This is a genomic window from Buchnera aphidicola (Chaitophorus sp. 3695), assembly GCF_964058985.1.
GTDB classification, from domain to species: Bacteria; Pseudomonadota; Gammaproteobacteria; order Enterobacterales; family Enterobacteriaceae; genus Buchnera_J; species Buchnera_J aphidicola_BQ.
In genome coordinates, this window is the sequence record NZ_OZ060379.1 from 249,539 (window position 1) to 269,422 (window position 19,884).

General features: G+C 20.5%; 16 protein-coding genes. 9 read left to right on the forward strand and 7 right to left on the reverse strand.

The features are described 5' to 3' along the window. Positions 1 to 23 precede the first annotated feature (23 nt). Complete coding sequence (gene fldA / locus AB4W58_RS01095) at positions 24 to 530, reverse strand: flavodoxin FldA (protein WP_367673861.1); 507 nt, start codon at positions 528 to 530, stop codon at positions 24 to 26. 199 nt (positions 531 to 729) lie between these two features. Here fldA and AB4W58_RS01100 point away from each other — a divergent pair, with 199 nt between their 5' ends. From AB4W58_RS01100 to pfkA, 6 genes are all read left to right on the forward strand, one after another. Further along, positions 730 to 2,160, forward strand: a complete 1,431-nt coding sequence (locus tag AB4W58_RS01100; protein ID WP_367673862.1) for a deoxyribodipyrimidine photo-lyase — start codon at positions 730 to 732, stop codon at positions 2,158 to 2,160. Beyond that, entirely contained in the window at positions 2,153 to 2,899 is a 747-nt protein-coding gene (locus tag AB4W58_RS01105; protein ID WP_367673863.1) for a Nif3-like dinuclear metal center hexameric protein, read from the forward strand. Before AB4W58_RS01100 ends, AB4W58_RS01105 begins: the two co-directional genes overlap by 8 nt. A gap of 53 nt (positions 2,900 to 2,952) precedes the next feature. Continuing rightward, entirely contained in the window at positions 2,953 to 5,727 is a 2,775-nt protein-coding gene (locus AB4W58_RS01110; RefSeq protein WP_367673864.1) for a 2-oxoglutarate dehydrogenase E1 component, read from the forward strand. Positions 5,728 to 5,748: 21 nt separating this feature from the next. After that, positions 5,749 to 6,888, forward strand: coding sequence for a dihydrolipoyllysine-residue succinyltransferase (gene sucB, locus AB4W58_RS01115; RefSeq protein ID WP_367673865.1), 1,140 nt, complete (start codon positions 5,749 to 5,751; stop codon positions 6,886 to 6,888). Positions 6,889 to 7,133: 245 nt separating this feature from the next. After that, complete coding sequence (gene gpmA / locus AB4W58_RS01120; RefSeq protein WP_367673866.1) at positions 7,134 to 7,823, forward strand: 2,3-diphosphoglycerate-dependent phosphoglycerate mutase; 690 nt, start codon at positions 7,134 to 7,136, stop codon at positions 7,821 to 7,823. A gap of 87 nt (positions 7,824 to 7,910) precedes the next feature. Continuing rightward, complete coding sequence (gene pfkA / locus AB4W58_RS01125) at positions 7,911 to 8,873, forward strand: 6-phosphofructokinase (RefSeq protein WP_367673867.1); 963 nt, start codon at positions 7,911 to 7,913, stop codon at positions 8,871 to 8,873. A 35-nt stretch (positions 8,874 to 8,908) separates the two neighbouring features. On the opposite strand, the gene tpiA is transcribed toward pfkA, so the two are convergent. The 6 genes from tpiA to serS form a co-directional block, all read right to left on the reverse strand. Continuing rightward, the gene (gene tpiA, locus AB4W58_RS01130; protein WP_367673868.1) at positions 8,909 to 9,670 is read right to left on the reverse strand and encodes a triose-phosphate isomerase; all 762 of its coding nucleotides are present in this window, start codon (positions 9,668 to 9,670) and stop codon (positions 8,909 to 8,911) included. A 130-nt stretch (positions 9,671 to 9,800) separates the two neighbouring features. Further along, positions 9,801 to 11,462: a 30S ribosomal protein S1 gene (gene rpsA / locus AB4W58_RS01135; RefSeq protein ID WP_367673869.1), complete on the reverse strand. Its 1,662-nt coding sequence runs from the start codon at positions 11,460 to 11,462 to the stop codon at positions 9,801 to 9,803. An 88-nt stretch (positions 11,463 to 11,550) separates the two neighbouring features. Beyond that, entirely contained in the window at positions 11,551 to 12,240 is a 690-nt protein-coding gene (cmk, locus tag AB4W58_RS01140; protein ID WP_367673870.1) for a (d)CMP kinase, read from the reverse strand. A 63-nt stretch (positions 12,241 to 12,303) separates the two neighbouring features. After that, positions 12,304 to 13,590: a 3-phosphoshikimate 1-carboxyvinyltransferase gene (gene aroA, locus AB4W58_RS01145; RefSeq protein WP_367673871.1), complete on the reverse strand. Its 1,287-nt coding sequence runs from the start codon at positions 13,588 to 13,590 to the stop codon at positions 12,304 to 12,306. Positions 13,591 to 13,662: 72 nt separating this feature from the next. Next, entirely contained in the window at positions 13,663 to 14,748 is a 1,086-nt protein-coding gene (gene serC, locus AB4W58_RS01150) for a 3-phosphoserine/phosphohydroxythreonine transaminase (RefSeq protein WP_367673872.1), read from the reverse strand. Positions 14,749 to 14,851: 103 nt separating this feature from the next. Beyond that, positions 14,852 to 16,144, reverse strand: a complete 1,293-nt coding sequence (serS, locus tag AB4W58_RS01155) for a serine--tRNA ligase (RefSeq protein WP_367673873.1) — start codon at positions 16,142 to 16,144, stop codon at positions 14,852 to 14,854. Positions 16,145 to 16,329: 185 nt separating this feature from the next. On the opposite strand from serS, the gene trxB reads away from it, so the two are divergent. The 3 genes from trxB (at position 16,330) to aspS (ending at position 19,546) form a co-directional block, all read left to right on the forward strand. Then, positions 16,330 to 17,280, forward strand: coding sequence for a thioredoxin-disulfide reductase (gene trxB / locus AB4W58_RS01160; protein WP_367673874.1), 951 nt, complete (start codon positions 16,330 to 16,332; stop codon positions 17,278 to 17,280). 99 nt (positions 17,281 to 17,379) lie between these two features. Continuing rightward, positions 17,380 to 17,598 (forward strand): translation initiation factor IF-1, encoded by a 219-nt coding sequence (infA, locus tag AB4W58_RS01165; protein ID WP_367673875.1) that lies wholly within the window; start codon positions 17,380 to 17,382, stop codon positions 17,596 to 17,598. A gap of 202 nt (positions 17,599 to 17,800) precedes the next feature. Further along, a complete protein-coding gene (gene aspS / locus AB4W58_RS01170) occupies positions 17,801 to 19,546 on the forward strand; it encodes an aspartate--tRNA ligase (protein ID WP_367673876.1) in 1,746 nt (581 codons plus the stop codon). Positions 19,547 to 19,884: the final 338 nt, after the last annotated feature.

Below are 19,884 nucleotides of genomic sequence, written 5' to 3' on the forward strand. Positions count from 1 at the left end.
TTTATATAATATTTTTGATAAGATTATTTTGTATTTAAAATTTTTTTTAACCACTTTTTAATTCTTATTTTAGTAAGTTTTGATTGCCTGTCTTCATCAATTACTAATCCTAAAAAATATTTTTTATTTAACAATGCTTTCGAAGACTCAAAAGAATAATTTTTAGAAGGCCATTTTCCTATAACTGTAGCTCCTTTTGATATAACAATATCATATATTTCTTTCATACCATCACAAAAATATTCTCCATAATCTTCTTGGTCTCCACATCCAAAAATTGCAATTTTTTTGCTATGAAAATTAATTTTTTTTAAGACTGGAATAAAATCATCCCAATCGCATTGTAATTCTCCATAATACCAAGTAGGAACACCAAAAATTAAAAAATCATATTTTAAAAAATCTTTTATTTCAGTTGTAGATATATCATGTAAAACAGTTTTATTTTCTCCAATATATTTACAAATCATTTTAGATACTTTTTCTGTATTTCCAGTATCAGTTCCAAAAAAAATTCCAATTTTTTTCATTTTTAAAATCCTGATATGTATATTGAATTATATTAAAAATATTTAATTCAATTTTATTATAAACTACTAAAAAAATATAAATACAGTTCTATATTTATTATTTTTATTATTAAATTTTAAAAATATTGATAATATTTTTATTTTATATTAAATTTGATGAGTTATATTAAATTTAAATTTTATATACATAGGTAGTTTTATGACAAATTTAGTATGGATCAAAAATGATTTACGAATTCATGATAATCGTGCTTTATATTCTGCATGTAAAAATAAAAATAAAAAAATTATTGCATTATTTATGTTAATTTCTAAAGTTTGGAAAAATAGAAAATTAAATATTCAATACAGTTTTTTACATAAAAGATTATTTTTTTTACAGCAAGAGTTTTTAAACTTGAATATTTCTTTTATCTATAGAAAATTAAAAAATTTTAAAGAATCTATAAAATATCTTTTGTTAATATGTAAAAAATATCAAATTACTTCTATTTTTTATAACCATCAATATCATTTTAATGATAAAAAAGAAAATACTTATATTAAAAATTTTTTTAAAATTCATAAAATTAAAATAAAAATTTTACATGATAATATTTTAGTTAATCCTAATTTAATAAAAAATAATTTAGGTAAAACATATCAAGTATTTAGTTTTTTTAAAAAAAAGATTTTAAATATTTTAAAAAAAAATAAAAAATTTTCTATATTAAAATTAAAAGTTTTGCATAAATCTAATGTTTTTTTTAAAAAAAAAAAATTATTTTTAAATAATCAATTTAAAGAATTTAATGTAAATAAATTTCCTTATATAGATAATGATATTTTAAAAAAAATTAAACGTTTTTTTAAAAAAAAAATTTTATATTATGAAAAAAATAAAGATTTTCCATATTTAAATAATACTAGTCAATTTTCAGTTTATTTTTCTTTAGGGATTATATCTATAAGGGAATTTTTTAATCATATAATATTATATAGTCAAAAAAAAAATATGAACGTTTCTGTTTTTTTAGATAAAATATTATGGAGAGAATTTTTTAAACATTTATTTTTTAAATTTTCTATTACACATAAAAATACATTTTTAAAAAATTGGGAAAAAAAAATTCAATGGAGTAGAAATTATTCTCATTTTTATGCTTGGAAAAATGGATTAACTGGTATTCCTATAATTGATGCAGGAATGAGACAACTAAATAAATTAGGTTGGATGCATAACAGATTAAGAATGATTACTGCAAATTTTTTAGTAAAAAATTTATTAATTAATTGGAGATTTGGAGCAAAATATTTTATGATGCATTTAATCGATTTCGATTATTCTTTAAATAATGGAAATTGGGCGTGGATAGCATCTGTAGGAACAGATTCTATGCCTTATATACGTACTTTTAATCCTTATCTTCAATCGAAAAAATTTGATTCTCAAGGATTGTTTATTAAAAAATATATTCCAGAATTAAAAAATGTTCCAAAAGAATATATACATAATCCGCATATTTGGTTAAATAAAAATAAATTATCAAAAATATATCCAAATCCTATTATAGATTATCAAAAGAATAAAAATATTTTTATTAAACAAATTAAAACTATACTATATCAAAAAAAATACATACATGAATAATAAATTTTTGGAAAATATAATTAATAAAAAATTAAATTCTAACGCTTTTAGTGATATTACTTATAATGGATTACAAATTGAAGGTTGTAAAAAAATAAAAAAAATTATTACTGGAGTTACAGCTTGTCAAATTTTATTAGATATATCTGTTAAATATCGTGCTCAAGCCATTATAGTACATCATGGATATTTTTGGAAAAATGATCCAAAATATATTCATGGTTTTACTAGAAAACGTTTAAAAACAATTTTATCACATAATATTAATTTATATAGCTGGCATTTACCTTTAGATGCTCATTTAAAATTAGGAAATAATGCTTATATAGAAAAATCTTTAAATATTCATAAAAAAAAAATTATTACACCATATTTATGGTCTGGAAATTTTAAAAAAAAAATTAGTGGAAAAAAATTATATAAAAAAATTGTTTCTATTTTTAAAAAAAAACCTATATATATTAGTGGAAAAAAAAATAAAAAAATTTTAAGTGTGGCTTGGTGTAGCGGAAAAGGACAACATTTTATTTTAAAGGTTATTCAACATAACATTGATTGTTTTATTACTGGTGAAATTTCTGAAGAAACTACACATTATGCACGTGAATCTAATATACATTTTTTTTCTGTTGGGCACCATGCAACAGAAACTGGAGGAATACAATTATTAAGTAATTGGTTATCTAAAAAATATAAAAATTTAAATATAAAATTTATTAATGTTGAAAATCCAGCTTAAAAATTAGTATAAAAATATTTTTATTACGTTTAATAAAATTCAAAGAGTAAATAATGAGTAAAAAAAAAATAAAAAATTTTAATGAATCATGGATAAATTCTATGAATCAAGAATATTTAGAAAATATTTATAAAAAATATTTAAAAAATAAAAATTCTTTAGATGTATTTTGGAAAAAAAACTTTAAAAAATTAAATTTATATGTTCGTAATAAAAATATTAACCATAATATACAAAATAATGAAATAAACGTTATAAATGAGAATATAAAATCAAAATTTCATATTATAAGTAAAGAAAAAATTTTTAAAATATTAAGTTTTTTTAGAAAAAAAGGTTATAAATATTCTAATATTAATCCCTTAGAAAATTTAAAATATCAAGAAGAAATTAATAAAATTGATGATTCTTTTTTTAAAATATCTTCTAAAAAATTAGATAAAAAAATAATTTTAAATATAAATAAAAATAAAAATAAAATTTTCTCTAATTTTTTTTCTTTTTTGTCTTGGTTAAAAAAAAAATATTGTCATACTATAGGTTTTGAATTTAATCATCTTAGTATTAAAAAAGAAAAAATATGGTGTATAAATTATATTGAAAAAAAATGGAATAAAAACTTTTGTACAAAAAATAAAAAATTAGATATATTGAATGCAATTATTTCTTCTGAAACTTTTGAAAATTATATTAATTCAAAATATCCAGGGTATAAAAGATTTTCTTTAGAAGGAAATGATGCTTTAATTCCAATGTTATATGAAGCTATTATATTTTCTATTCAAAAGAACGTTAAACATTTATATATAGGTATGGCACATCGTGGTAGATTAAACGTATTAATTAATGTTTTAGGCAAACCTGTAAAAAATTTATTTCAAGAATTTTCTGGAAAATTTTTAAATTTTATAAATACAGGAGATGTAAAATATCATCTTGGATTTTATTCACAAGCTATAACAAAATATGGATCAGCATTTTTAAATTTAGAATATAATCCTTCTCATTTAGAAATTATTAATCCAGTAGTTATGGGAATTTCTCGCTCGTATATAGATTCTTTAAAATATTTTAAAAAAAACAAAGTATTATCAATAATGATTCATGGTGATGCATCTTTTATAGGGCAAGGTATTACACAAGAAACTTTAAATATGTCTCAAACTCCAGGTTATACTGTAGGCGGTTCTTTACATATTATTATTAATAATCAAATTGGTTTTACAACATCTAATGTTAATCATATGAGATCTAGTAATTATTGTACAGATGTCGTTAAAATGATTGAATCACCAATTTTTCATGTTAATTCAGATGATCCAGAAGCTGCTATTTTTGCTGTTCAAATGGCTATAAAATATAAAAAAAAATTTAAAAAAGATGTTTTTATAGATTTAATTGGTTATAGACGTTACGGACATAATGAATCAGATGAACCCACTGTAACTCAGCCATTAATGTATCAAAAAATAAAAAATCATTCTACTATAAAAACAATATATTCAGATAAATTAATTCAAGAAAATTTAATTACAAAAAATCAATTTTTAAAAATTATATCAAATTATCAAAAACAATTAGATAATAAATTAACTATTACTCCAAATTATGACTCTTTAAAATTTAAATTAAAATCTAATCATAAAAAAAAAGAAAATATTTTTGTAAACTTAAATAAACACAAATTTTCAAAAAATAAATTACTAGAATTATTTAAAATTATTAATACATTACCACAAAACATGCATATACATCCTTTAGTAAAAAAAATTTATATGAATAGAATGTATATGGCTAATCAAGAAAAATATATTGATTGGGGAGCTGCAGAAAATTTAGCTTATGCATATTTATTAAATATCGGAATTTCTTGTCGAATTTCTGGAGAAGATGTAGTTCGTGGAACATTTTTTCATCGTCATGCTAAAATATATGATCAAAAAAATAATAATACTTATGTACCTTTAAAAAATATTTCTAATGGAAAATTTTTTATTTGGAATTCTGTATTATCTGAAGAAGCTGTTTTAGCTTTTGAATATGGATATAGTTTAAGAAATCGTAATACTTTAAACATTTGGGAAGCTCAATTTGGAGATTTTTCTAATGTAGCTCAAGTAGTTATTGATCAATTTATTACTTCTAGTAAAGAAAAGTGGAATCAAAGTTCTGGAATAGTTATGCTTTTACCTCATGGATATGAAGGTCAAGGTCCAGAACATTCTTCTGCGAGAATTGAAAGATATTTACAATTATCTGCTAAAAAAAATATAAAAATTTGTATACCTACTACTGCATCTCAAATATTTCATTTATTATGCTCGCATGCCTTTAAAGGAATGAAAAAACCTTTAATTATTTTTTCTCCTAAATCGTTGTTAAGACATCCATTATCTCAATCTTCATTTATAGAATTTTATTCAGGAAAATTTAAAAAAGTTATATATAAAACTAATTTATTAAATCAAGAACACATTAAAAAAATTATTTTATGTTCTGGAAAAATATATTATGAATTATTAGAAGTATATAATAAACATCAAATTTCAAATATTCTTTTAATCAAGATAGAACAACTATATCCATTTCCAAAAAAAAATATATTAAAAATTTTTAAAAAGTATTCTTATGTTAAAAATATTTTTTGGTATCAAGAAGAACCTAGAAATCAAGGTGCGTGGACTTATATTAAAAATGTTTTTGATAAAATTCTTTCTAATGAAATCATAATTAAATATATTGGAAGACCTGCTTCATCTTCTTCTGCTACTGGAAATCTTTATGTACATAAAAAAGAACAGTTAAAAATTATTAATTCTATATTTTAAAAATATTAATACAAGGTAAATATGAAAAAAAAAATAACAATTTTAGTACCTGAGCTACCTGAATCTGTAAATACTGCTACAATTGTTAAATGGCATAAAAATATTGGTGATTATATTTATAGAGATGATATTTTAGTAGATCTTGAAACAGATAAAATTATGATTGAAGTTCCTGCTTCAGAAACAGGAAAATTAATTTCTATTATGAAAAATCCTGGAAGTGTAGTTCGTTCTCATGAAATATTATGTTATATAAATAAAGAAAATAAAATCAATGAAAAATTAAATTTTAACAATATAAGAGAAAATTTATCTCCTTCATTAAGAAGAAAAAATAAACTTCTTAATCAAAAAAACATATCAGAGATTAAAGAAATAAAACTACTTCAAAAACAAGAAAAAAAAAAAAATATTAATAATATTTTAAAAAATTCTGATAATATATTACAAAAAAAAATAAAAATTAAAAAAATAATTTCAATGTCTCCATTACGTAAAAGAATTGCAGAAAAATTAATAGAAACTCAAAATAACACAGCTATGTTAACTACTTTTAATGAAGTAAATATGTCTTCAATTATTAAAATTAGAAAAAAATTTGGAGAAATTTTTTTAAAAAAAAATAATGTTAAATTAGGATTTATGTCTTTTTTTATAAAATCTGCAATATCAGCATTAAAAAAATATCCTATAATTAATGCTGTTATAAATAAAGATAAAATAATTTTTTATGAAGATTATAATATAAACATAGCAGTTTCTACTGATCGTGGTTTAATAGCTCCTGTAATTTTTAATGCAGATCAAATGAGCATTTCAGATATAGAAAAAAAAATAAAATATTATGCAAATCAAGGAAAAAATAATAAAATTACTATACAAGAATTAAATGGAGGAACGTTTACAATAACAAATGGAGGAGTATTCGGATCTTTATTTTCTACTCCTATTATTAATTTACCGCAATCTGCTATATTAGGAATGCATACTATTCAAGATAGAGTAATTGTTACACAAGAAAAAAAAATAAAAATTGCTCCTATGATGTATATATCTTTATCTTATGATCATAGATTAATAGATGGAAAAGATGCTATTGGATTTTTAAATCAAATTAAAAATGTTTTAGAAAATTTTATTCAAATTATTTTAGATATTTAATTTTATTAAATTCTTTCATAGAAATTCATATTTAAATATAGTAAAATATTATTAATTTAATTGTTAAATTTATCAAATTTAATTTAATACATTTTATTTAATATAATTTTTTATAATCAGGTTTACAAAGAATTATATTATTAAATAATATAAATAATAAAATTTACTAATTTAATTTATTTTTAAATATATTTAATATAATAAAATTATTTAATATTGAATCTTTATTATTAAGGAAATTTTTAATGACGTTTCAAGTAGTTTTTTTAAGACATGGTGAAAGTGAATGGAATCAATCTAATAGATTTACTGGATGGTATGATTCTTCTTTAACAAAAAATGGAATTAAAGAAGCAAAACAAGCAGGAATACTTTTAAAAAAAAATAATTTTTCTTTTGATATTGCTTATACATCAGTTTTAAAAAGAGCAATTTATACTTTATGGAGTGTATTAAAAAAAATCAATCAACCATGGTTAAAAGTTAATAAAACTTGGAGATTAAACGAAAGACATTATGGAGAATTACAAGGTTTTAATAAAGAAAGTGTAATTAAAACATATGGTAAAAAAAAAATTATAGATTGGAGACGAAGTTTTCAAGTAGTTCCTCCTAAAATGAAAACTCTAAAAAACAAATTTTCTGGATATGATGAAAGATATTTTAATATGAAAGAGAAAGATATTCCTTATACAGAAAGTTTAAAATTAACTTTAAAAAGAGTTTTACCATATTGGAAAAATGTAATTCTTCCAGAAATTAAAAATAATAAAAAAATAATTGTAGTAGCTCATGGAAATTCATTACGAGCTTTAATAACTTTTTTAGATAACATACATGATAAAGATGTACCAGATTTAAATGTTCCAACAGGAAAACCAATTATATATGAATTTAATAAAAATGGCGAACCTATCAAATATTATTATTTATAAAAAAATAGATTAATATAAATAATACATTATAAATTTATAAAAATTTTATAATATATTTTAAAAAAATAATAAAATTAAAGGAATCACATGATTAAAAAAATAGCAGTTCTAACTAGTGGAGGTGATTCTCCAGGAATGAATGCTGCTATTCGAAGCATAGTTCGAATTGCTTATCATAAAAAAATTAAAGTTGTAGGTATTTTAAATGGTTATTTAGGATTGTGTCAAAATAATATGATTAAATTAAATCTATCCACTGTATCTAATATTTTAAATAGAGGAGGAACAATTCTTGGTACAGCTCGTTATTTAAAATTTTATAAAAAAAAAAATAGAGAAATTGCAATTGAAAACATGAAAAAAAAAGGTATTAATGCATTAATTGTCATTGGAGGAAATGGAACGTATATTGGAGCTTATAAATTATATAAAATGAATTTTCCGTGTATAGGTATTCCCGGAACTATAGATAATGATATTTATGGAACAGATTATACTATTGGGTATAGCACAGCATTAGAAACAGTAGTTCAAGCAATTGATAAAATTAGAGATACATCTTGTTCACATCAAAGAATTTCTATAATAGAAATAATGGGAAGAAATTGTGGAGATTTAACTCTTTTTTCTGCCATTGCTGGAGGTTGTGAATTTATTGTTATTCCAGAAATTCCATATAATGAAAAAAAATTAATTGATAATATAAAAAAAAATATACATTTAGGAAATAAAAATGCTATTATTGCTATAACTGAAAAGATTTGCAATGTAAAAGAATTAGCAAAAAAAATTGAAATACACATTAAAAAAGAAACTAGAGCTACTATTCTCGGTCATATACAAAGAGGAGGATCCCCTGTTTCTTTCGATCGCATTTTAGCTTTTAAAATGAGTTTATTTGCCATTAAATTATTATTGAAAAAAAAATTTGGAAAATGTATAGGAATTAAAAATAATAAAATAATTTACTATGATTTAAATTACTTTTCTCAATCTAAACATACAAAACTAAAAAAAAAATTAATAAAATTAGCTTCTAATTTATATTAATTTAGCTTTTTAGTTTTATATAATATTGATAATGATTAATTTTTAGAAGATATTTTAATCATTTCTAAAAAATTTTTATAATTTAAAGATCCTGATCCAATTAATACTCCATCTACATTTTTTTGACATATAATATCTTTTATATTTTCAGTAGATACAGAACCACCATATTGCATATAAAATTTTATATCAGTATTTTCACTTTTAAAAATTATATAATTTTTTATAAATTTTAAAGTTCTATTTATTAAAATTGGAGATGCATTATTTCCAGTTCCAATAGCCCATATTGGTTCATAAGCAATTAAAGTATTATGAAAAGCATTTTTTCCGCATATTAAAAATATTTTATCAATTTGTTTTGTTAAAATATTTTCTGTTAATCCTGATTTTTTTTCATTTTCAGTTTCTCCAATACATAATATTGGAATTAAATTATTTATTTTCGTGCAATAAAATTTTTTTGCTATTAATGAATTATTTTCAAAGTGGTGCTTTCTTCTTTCAGAATGACCTAATATAATATACTTTGCTCCAATTTCTTGAATCATATAAGTGGATATTTCTCCAGTAAAAGCTCCTTGATAATTATAATCAACATTTTGAGCAGCAAAAGATAATTTTAAATTTTTCATAAATTTTTTCATGTATTCTATATATATCATTGGAGGTGATATAATTACTGTACTTTTTTTAAAATATTTTTCATAATCATTATTTATTTTTTTAATGAATTTATTTACTAAAACTTTATTTCCATTTAATTTCCAATTAGCAATAATTATTGGTTTAAGCATATATTTCTCTTTTGTTTAAAAAATTATTATATTTTTTGAAATTTTTATTTAATTTATAGTATTTCAAAGTATTTATATACAGATTAATCTTTTTAGTACTATAAATTTAAAAAAATAATTAAAATAAATTTTATTCTACAGTATTAGCTTTTGTAAAAGCATTTTTCATAGTATTAGTAAAACAATTTTTATTTTTTTTTAAACAATCTTTTTTTAATAAATCATATTTTAAAAAAGATAAATAAATTAATTTATTTTTATAATCAATATCATAAATTAAAAATTTTATCATTTTATTTTTTTTTAAAATAGACATTTGTTTATTGATATCAATTTTTTCAGGATTTGAAAAAATTATTATACCAGTAATATTTTTTTCTAAAGAAATAATCACTTTTTCTTTTGAATCAATAGAATATAATTGTCCATTTACGATAGAATATTTTTTATTTTTTTGAAAATATTTATTAAACGGATCTTTTTTAAGATGTTTAATTCCTAAAGATATTCTTTCTCTATCTGCATCTACTTGTAAAACTATTACAGAAATTTGTTGTCCTTTTTTATATTTTTTAACAGCTTCTTCTCCTGGAATTATCCAATCTATATCAGATAAATGAACTAATCCATCAATACCATCTTTTAATCCTACAAAAATTCCAAAATCTGTAATAGATTTTATTATTCCATCTACTTTTGTGCCTTTTTTATTTAGTTTATAAAATTTTTTCCATGGATTTAATGTACATTGTTTTAATCCTAAAGAAATACGTCTTCTTTCTTCATCAATGTCTAAAACCATAACTTCAATTATATCATTTAATTTTACTACTTTTGATGGGTGTATATTTTTGTTTGTCCAATTCATTTCAGAAACATGTACTAAACCTTCAATTCCTTCTTCAATTTCTACAAAACATCCATAATCTGTTAAATTAGTTACTCTTCCAGAAATCTTAGATTTTTCTGGATATTTTTTTGCAATCATATTCCATGGATCTTCTCCTAATTGTTTTAATCCTAATGATACTCTTGTTTTATCTTTATCAAATTTTAGTACTTTAACTAAAATTTCTTCTCCAATATTAACTATTTCACTAGGATGTTTTACTCTTTTCCAAGCCATATCTGTAATATGTAATAATCCATCTACTCCCCCTAAATCAATAAAAGCACCGTAATCTGTTAAATTTTTTACAATTCCTTTTAGTTGTAAGCCTTCTTCAAGACTATTTAATAGTTGATCACGTTCAGCGCTATTTTCAGATTCAATTACTGCTTTTCTAGAAACTACAACATTATTTCTTTTACGATCTATTTTTATTACTTTAAATTCTAATTTTTTTCCTTCTAAATGTGATGTTTCTCGAATTGGTCTAATATCTACTAAAGATCCTGGTAAAAATGCTCGAATATCTTTTAATTCAACAGTAAATCCTCCTTTTACTTTTCCATTTATAATTCCTTCAATAGTAGTAGAATTCTCATAATTTTTTTCTAAATTTAACCATGATTGATATCTTTTTGCTTTTTCACGTGATAGAATAGTAGTTCCAAAACCATCTTCTACTGTATCTAATGCTACTTGAACTATATCTCCTATTTTAACTTCTACTTCTCCAGTTTCATTTTTAAATTGTTCAATAGGTATTTGGGATTCTGATTTTAATCCAGAATCTATTACAACATTTTCTTTATTAATAGAAATTATAACTCCTGAAATAATTGATCCTGGTTTTGTATTATTGAGTTTTAATGAATCTTGAAATAATTGAGAAAAGGATTCTTTCATATTAATTTTCTTTGTATTCAATATTGATAAACTTTTAAAAAGTCAATTTTAAGAAAAAGTTTGTAAGATTGCTTTAACTATTTCCATGTTAAAGAATGTTGTTAAATATTTTTAATTTTTGATAAATGTATTGCATAGATATTTTTATAGTTTGTTCAATATTCATATTAGTAGAATTAATAATTATAGCATCTTTAGCAGGTTTCAAAGGACAAATTATACGATTTTTATCTTGATAATCACGTTTTTTTAATTCTTTATGTAAGATATTTAAATTAATTTTAAAACCTCTATTTTGTAAATCTATAAAACGTCTTTTTAACCTTTCTTTAAATTTTGTTTTTAAAAATATTTTTAACATCGCTTCAGGAAAAACAATTGTTCCCATATCTCTTCCGTTAGTAATTAAACCTGGATGTTTTTTATATGATCTTTGTTTATATAAAAGCCATTCTCGTATGTAGGGCAATCTAGCAATTTTGGAAGCCATCATAGAAATTTCTTGAGAATGTATTTTATTTGAAATATCAATATCATAAAAAAATATTTTTAATTTTTTATTAATAATTTTAAAATTGAATTCTAAATACTTTAGTTTAGAAATTATTTTTTTATTTAAAGATAAATTATGTTTAATAATAAAAAAAGCAGTAATTCTATACATATATCCTGATTCTAAAAAATTCCATTTTAATTTTCTTGATATAGCATAAGTTAAAGTACTTTTCCCAACACCACTAGGTCCATCAACAGTCACTACTGGAATATTTTTTTTCATATATTATTGTTATTATATTAATATAATTTTATTAATTAATGATTTTTTATTATTAAAATTTTTTTAATTATATTTGCATATAGAAGCAAATTTTATAAAATAATCAGGAAAAGTTTTATTAACACATTTAGGATTTAAAATAATTATTGGCGCTCCAGATAAAGATAATAAAGAAAAACACATTGCCATACGATGATCATTATATGTGTTAATTTCTACTGTTGGAATCTTTTTTGGAGGAGTGATAATTAAATAATCTTTTCCTTCTTTAATAATAGCTCCAACTTTTTTTAACTCTGTAGACATAGCATATAAACGATCTGTTTCTTTTACTCTCCAATTATAAATATTTCTAATAATAGTTGTTCCTTTAGCAAATAAGGCTGTAACAGCAATTGTCATAGCAGCATCTGGAATATCATTTAAATCCATATCAATAGCATATAATTCTTTTTTAGAACATTGAATATAATTTTTTCCAAAAACAATTTGAGCTCCCATTTTTTTTAAAACAGAAGCAAATTTTATATCTCCTTGTATACTTTTTTTTTCAATTCCAAATATATTTACTGTTCCACCTTTAATTGCAGCTGCAGATAAAAAATAAGATGCTGATGAAGCATCACTTTCTATAAAGTATTTTTTTGGAGAAACGTAATTTTGATTCCCTATAATTAAAAATTCTTTATAATTATCATTAATAATTTTAATTCCAAAAATATTCATCATTTTTATAGTAATATTAATATATGGTTTAGAAACTAAATTTCCTTGAATGAAAATTTTTGTATTATTTTTTAATGTTGGAGATGCTAATAATAAACCAGTAAGAAATTGACTAGAAATACTTCCATTTAAAACAATTTTTCCACCTTGAAACCCTCCTTTCACTAAAACTGGTATATTATTTTTTTTTTTTAAATATTGAAATTTTGCATTACCTTGTTTTAATGCATCTATTAAATGTTTAATAGGTCTTTCTTGCATTCTTTTATCTCCAGTAATAATAATATTATTATATTTAATAGATAATACAGATAATAAAGATCGTACTGCAGTACCTGCATTTCCTAAAAATAAAGTAATATTTTTATTTACAGGAAAACTTTTTCCTTGTCCGTAAATTTTACAAGAAGTATTATTTTTTGAAAGAATACTTTTTATACCTAATTTTTTTAACGCATTTAACATATATTGAACATCATCACTATATAAAATGTTTTTTAAAATAGTAGTACCATTAGACATTGCAGCAAGAAGTAAAGCACGGTTTGTAATACTTTTTGAACCAGGAAGATATATATCACCTTCTATTTTTGTAGGAGATTGAAGAATGATTTTTTTGATCATATTATATAAACCATGTAATTTTATTTTATAAAATAAATATTTATAAAAAGATTATAAAATATTAAATTATGACTAACTATGTTTTTTTTTAAAATATAACATAAACTTAACTAATTTTTTTATTCCTTTTAAAGGCATTGCATTATATATAGATGCGCGTATACCTCCAGCTATTTTATGATTTTTTAATGCATATAAGTTATTTAATTGCGCTTCTTTTATAAATAAATTATTTAAAAATTCATTTTTTAATTCAAATACAATATTCATTTGAGATCTATTTTTTTCATGTATAAAATTTTTATAAAAATTGCTTGAATCAATAATTTGATATAATAATTTAGATTTTTCTTGATTAATTTCTTCTATTTTGTGAACTCCTCCTATTTTTTTTAACCATTTAAAGATTAAACTTGATAAATACCATGAAAAATTTGTTGGAGTATTAAAAAGAGAATTGTTATCATACATAATTTTATAATTTAATATAGATGGTACTAATTTGTTTGATTTATTTAAAAATTTTTTATTTACAATAATAATTGTAATACCTGATGCTCCGATATTTTTTTGCGCGCTTGCATAAATTAATGCATACTTACTAATATCAATTACACGTGATAATAATGTAGATGAAAAATCTCCTATAATATTTTTATTTTTAAAAACTGGTTCTTCATAAATTGCTATACCTTCAATTGTTTCATTAGGGCAATAATGTATATAATCAGTATTTGAATTAATATTCCATTGTTGATAAGGAAGTATATATTTAACATTATTAATTTTTTGTACAACATTAATAATATTAGTTCGACAATATTTTTGTGCTTCTTCAGCTGCTTTTTTAGACCAATATCCGCTACAAATATAATCGACTTGATTTTTTTTTTTTGTTAAATTCATAGGAATAGCAGAAAATTGACCTCTTGCACCTCCATGACAAAATAATATTTTATAATTATTCGGTATATTTAATAATTCTCGTAAATCATTTTTAGAATTTTTTACTAATTCTAAAAATTCTTTACTTCTATGGCTAATTTCTAAAACAGAAGATCCAAGATTACACCAATTTCTAAAATCTTGATGCGCTTTTTTCATTACTGCAATTGGTAACATAGATGGACCTGCACTAAAATTATAAATATTATTCATTTTTTTCCAATTTAAATTAAATTAGTATGTATATAAAAAATATCAAATATTAAAATTTATTTTTTATAAATTTTTTTATTTCAAATATAATATTATGTGTATTTTATTCAATAAATTTTAAACCATTCATGTATTTTTTACGTAGTATTTTAGGTATTTCTATTTTACCATTTTTTAATTGATAATTTTCAAGTATAGCTGCTAATATTCTTCCTATAGCTAATCCAGAAGCATTTAATGTATGTACAGAATTATATTTTTTTTTTTTTATACTAAAATAACGTGCTTTCATACGTTGAGCTTGAAAATCAATCATATTAGAACATGAAGACACTTCTAGATAAGATTGATGTGAAGGAAACCATACTTCCAAATCATATGTTTTTGCAGAAGAAAAATTTGTTTCACCTGTGCATAAAAGAATTTTTCTATAAGGTAATTTCAATAATTTTAAAATTTTTTCTGCATGTAATGTTATTTCTTCTAATGCATAAGAAGATTTTTTTGGATGTGTAATTTGTACTAACTCTACTTTATCAAATTGATGTAATCTAATTAAACCTTGAAAATTACGACCATAAGAATTAGATTCTGATCTAAAACATGGAGTATTAGAAACAAACATATAGGGTAATTTAGATTTATTAATAATTTTATTTTGTATTAAATTAGTTAGAGGTACTTCAGCAGTTGGAATTAAAAAGTTTTGTTGAATTTTATTTTCTTTATTTGAATAAATACTAAATAAATCAGAATGAAATTTAGGTAGTTGTCCTGTACTATATAAACAATTTTTATTAACAATATATGGAACATATATTTCTTTATATTTATGTTTATCAATATGTATATCCAACATAAATTGACCTAAAATTCTATATAATTTAGCGAGTACTCCTTTCATAATAAGAAAATTTGCACCTGAAATTTTTGCAGATGTTTTCCAATCAAAACCATTTATTTGCTCTCCTAATTTTAGATGATTTTTTATTGAAAAATTTTTTTTTTTTATTTTTCCCCAAGTATATATAATTTTATTATCATTTTTATTTTTTCCAAAAGGTACATCTTCTAATGTAATATTAGGTAAAGATATAGAAAAGTTATAAATACTTTCTTGTATAATTTTAAATTTTTTCTTATATTCATTTAATTTTTTACTTAAAAGAATATTTTTTTTTATAAAATTCTCTTGATCTGTTTTTAAAATTTTTATATTTCCAATAAATTTAGAATTATTTTTTTGCACTGATCTTAAATTTTCTGTTTTAATTTGTATATCTTTTCTTTTTTTTTCTAATTTTTTAAACTTTTTAACATCTAAAAAAAAACCTTTTTTTAAAAGATTTAAAGCAATTTTCTCTGTATTTTTTCTTAAAAATTTTGGATTAATCATTGAATTTTACTCATAAGATATATTTTCAATATAATAAATTAATATAAAAATAATCATTTATTTTAAAAAAAATTATTTGAAATATACTATATTTTAAAGATTTTAAATATAATTTCTATATAAATTTTAATGATTATATTATACTATAACTTCTATAGATAAATAGATAATAAAAATTCAAATTCATGAATAAAAAAAAAATACATAGTAAAATAATTATATTAGGTTCAGGACCAGCAGGTTATACAGCTGGAATATATTCTGCACGAGCTAATTTAAATCCTATTATTATTACTGGAAACATTCCAGGTGGGCAATTAATGCAAACTAATATGATTGAAAATTGGCCTGGAGATTATAAGACTTTAAGAGGTTCAGATTTTATTAAAAGATTAAAAAATCATGCTTTAAAATTTAATACTCATATTATAAATGATCATATTAGTGCCATAGATTTTAGTTCTAAACCATTTATTTTAATTGGCAATAATAATATTTATACAGCAGATTCTATTATAATATCTACAGGAGCTATACCTAGACGATTAAATATTCGTTCTGAATCTGAATTTTTTGGAAAAGGTATATCAACTTGCGCTATATGTGATGGTTTTTTTTATAAAAATAAAATTATATCTGTAATTGGAGGAGGAAATACAGCTTTAGAAGAATCTTTATATTTGTCTAATATTGTAAAAAAAATACATTTAATACATCGAAAAAAATATTTTACTGCTGAAAAAATATTAATTAAAAAAATCATGCAGAAAATTCATGAAAAAAAAATAATTTTTCATAAATATTCTCAAGTAAAAAAATTTTTAGGTGATACAAAGTTAGAGCAAATAAAAATTGAATCTACAATAAATCAAAAAATTAAAAAAATTGATGTATCTGGAGTATTTTTAGCTATAGGAAATGATCCTAATACAAAAATTTTTAAAAATAAAATAAAAATGAAAGATAAATATATTATTATTGGAAAATATTCTAAAAAATATTTTTCTCAAACTAATATTCCAGGAGTTTTTGCAGCTGGAGATGTTATATATAATTCATATAGACAAGCTATAACTGCTGCTTCTAGTGGATGTATAGCTGCTCTTGATTCTGAAAAATATTTAGAATCTTTATAAAAATTTCAGTTTGAATAATATCTAGAATGTAAAAAAAAAATAATGTATTATTGAAGTAATATTTAACTATAAATTTAAATTTATAAGAGATTTATCATTATGATTAAAGAAAACAACATTGAAATGCAAGGAACAGTTATAGATACTCTACCTAATACTATGTTTCGTGTACAGTTAGAAAATAAACATATAATTCTAGCACACATTTCAGGAAAAATGAGAAAAAATTATATTAGAATTTTAACAGGAGATAAAGTCACAGTAGAACTTACTCCATATGACCTAACTAAAGGTCGAATAATATTTCGAAGTAGATAATTTAAAATATTTTTTTAATTATATAATTTCAATAAAAATTAAAAATATTGTATTTTTTAAATACATATTTTATATAATATTATTTTTTTTTGATAAAAATTTTAAAATTACTAAAAATTTTTATCTAATTTCTTATAAAATATTTAAAAAAATTTTAAATAAAATTTATAATTGTATTTTTAAAAAATATATTAGGAAAAAAATGCGTACTAATTACTGTGGAAAAATTAATACAAAATATCTCTTCAAAAAAGTTAAAATATGTGGATGGATTCATCAGACTAGAAATATTGGAAAAATAATTTTTATTGACGTAAGAGATCAAGAAGGAATAGTTCAAGTAATATTTTCTTCTAAAATAAAAAAAATATTTCAACAAGCAAAACAATTGAAAATAGAATACTGTGTACAAATTTGTGGAATAGTAAAAAAAAGAAATATAAACAATATAAATTTAAAAATTTATACTGGAAAAATAGAAATTTTTGCACATAAATTAAAAATTTTAAATATATCAAAAAAATTACCATTAGATTTTAATAAATATAATACGATAAAAAATCGATTAAAATATCGTTATTTGGATATTAGACGATCAAATATTATTAATAACCTTAGAATCAAACATTCAATTATTAAATACATTTCAAATTTTTTAAATACTAATAAATTTTTTAATATAGAAACTCCTTTTTTGACTAAATCAACTCCAGAAGGTGCTCGTGATTATATAGTGCCTAGTAGACTAAATTTAGGAAAATTTTATGCATTACCACAATCGCCACAATTATTTAAACAAATATTAATGATGTCAGGAATAGATAGATATTATCAAATTGTAAAGTGTTTTCGTGATGAAGATTTCAGATCTAATAGACAACCAGAATTTACTCAAATAGATATAGAAACGTCATTTATGAAAAGTAAGAAATTATGTAACCTTATGGAAAAAATGATTATATATTTATGGTTAAAAATAAAAAATGTTGAATTAAACAAAATAAAAAAAATTTCTTTTTATGATTCTTTAAAACGTTTTGGAACAGATAAACCAGATTTAAGAAATACTCTAGAAATTTTTGACATTGATGATTTATTAAAAAATACATTAATTTTTAAAAATATAAAATGTGAATCTAATCGAACAGTTAGTTTAAATATTCCAAACGGAATAAATATAACATCTGAAAGAATTAATTTTTATATAAAAATGTTAAAAAATAAAAATATTACAAATTTTTTTATGATGATTGTTAAAGATTTCAAATTAAAACAAGTTTATACTAATTGTATGATATTAAAAAATTTTAATTCTAAAATAGGTATAGAAATTATTCAAAGAAATCAAAGTAAAGAAGGAGATATAATATTATTTGTTAATGGATTGAAAAAATTAGTAACTAAAACCTTAGGTGAACTAAGAAATATTTTAGGACAAGATTGTAAAATAATAAATAAAAATCAATATTCTGCAGTATGGATTAAAGATTTTCCTATGTTTAAAAAAAATTCAAATAATACTTTTTCTTGCATGCATCATCCTTTTACTTCTCCAAAAAATTTAAATATTTCAGAATTATTAAAAAATCCTATAAATTCTATTTCTAGATCATATGATATGATTATAAATGGAGAAGAAGTTGGTGGTGGATCTGTACGTATTCATCACAAAAAATTACAAGAAACAGTTTTTAAAATTATCGGATTAAATAAAATAGAACAAAAAAATAAATTTGGTTTTTTTTTAAATGCATTACAATATGGAACTCCGCCACATGCTGGAATCGCTTTTGGACTAGATAGAATTACTATGTTATTAACAGATAGTAAAAATATTAGTGATGTAATTGCATTTCCAAAAACTACTTCAGGAAAATGTTTAATGACGCATGCTCCAGAATTTATAAATAAAAATTTTTTAAATGAACTTGGAATTAAATTAAAATAAATAAAATATAATTTTAATAAAAGTTATTATTTCTTTTTATATTTAAAAAAAATTATGTTGATTAATTTTTTTTAAATATTTATTATTCTTTAAAAAAATTTTACATTGAAAATTAATTTTAAAATATTTAATTTTTTATAAAAAATATAAACTTTTAAAAAAATATTTATAAATAAAATATATTACGTTTGAAAAAAATAATTTTTTTAATAAATACTTTTATTTTTTTAATGAATTTATTTAAGTATCATTATACATTTATATTTAATATATTTAAAAAATATATTTTCTATATTGATATGGAAATAAATAATTTATTTAAATAATTTTAAATAAAT